Source organism: Pseudonocardia nigra (assembly GCF_019396355.1).
Lineage (GTDB): Bacteria > Actinomycetota > Actinomycetes > Mycobacteriales > Pseudonocardiaceae > Pseudonocardia > Pseudonocardia nigra.
In genome coordinates this window covers 1-925 of the sequence record NZ_JAHKRK010000520.1, presented here as the reverse complement: position 1 = coordinate 925, position 925 = coordinate 1, and the positions used below count along the sequence as shown (strand labels likewise).

The window sequence follows — 925 nt, the reverse complement described above, 5'->3', positions numbered from 1 at the left end:
TGCACGACGACCTGCGCCGGGTGCTGGGCACGCTGGAGGACCGGGAGTCCCAGGTCATCCGGATGCGCTACGGCCTCGACGACGGCCAGCCGCGCACCCTCGACCAGATCGGCCGCCGCTTCGGGCTGTCCCGCGAGCGCGTGCGCCAGATCGAGCGCGAGGTCATGGCGAAGCTGCGGGTCGGGGAGCGGGCCGACCGGCTGCGCGCCTACGCCAGCTGATCCGCTCGCGCCTGCCCCGCCCCTGGCTCTGACCGGCACCACCCGATCGGGGTCTCCGCCAGCCGGCCCGGGCCGCTCTTGGTTCAGCGGCGGCTCGACTGCGTCTGAACTGCGCTCGCCCGATGAGCCGACGCGGCGCACTGTCGCGTGATCCGGCAGCACCCCCGGGTGCTGCCCGGCGGGACCTGCAGTCGACGAACGAACCTCGTGGAAGGAAGACCACGCCGGTGGCGAACGCCGCAATGCAGGGTGCGCCTGCGCCCAGCTCAGTTGGGACCGGTGGGTGGGCCTGTCCTCCGACGACGGCTGTAGCGCGTCGCTGGCGGAGGGTGGGCCCGGCTGCTCGAAGGGCGCGTTCGCCACTCGGGATCGGTCGCGGAGTCCGCGCACGAGCTCGGCGGCGTACCACGCGTTGTGGCGTGGTCGCCAGTCCAGTTCGTTACCGGGCTCGCTGTGCGCACACGGTTGCGGATCTGCTGCAGCACCCGGACCCCGCGCTCGGGCGGCGGCCCGGGTAGCGCTGCCAGGCGGGGGCGGCGGGCGACGAAGAGGGGCGCCATGATCCGAACGACCTAGGCTAGGTGGCTGGTGTCGAACGGCTGGTTCGGGAGCGGGACCGGGTCGGCGTGTGGTTCATGCGGGCTCCTGGGTGGGGATGGGGCCAGGTGTCAGGCCAGGCCGGGATGCGGTTCCGCGGAACCGCG

Annotated in this window: 1 protein-coding gene; it reads left to right on the top strand. The window is 73.4% G+C overall.

The features are described 5' to 3' along the window. The coding region (locus KME75_RS41980) for a sigma factor-like helix-turn-helix DNA-binding protein (protein ID WP_281424903.1) at nt 1-221 on the top strand (221 nt) is incomplete at its 5' end. Between the last annotated feature and the right edge of the window lie 704 nt (nt 222-925).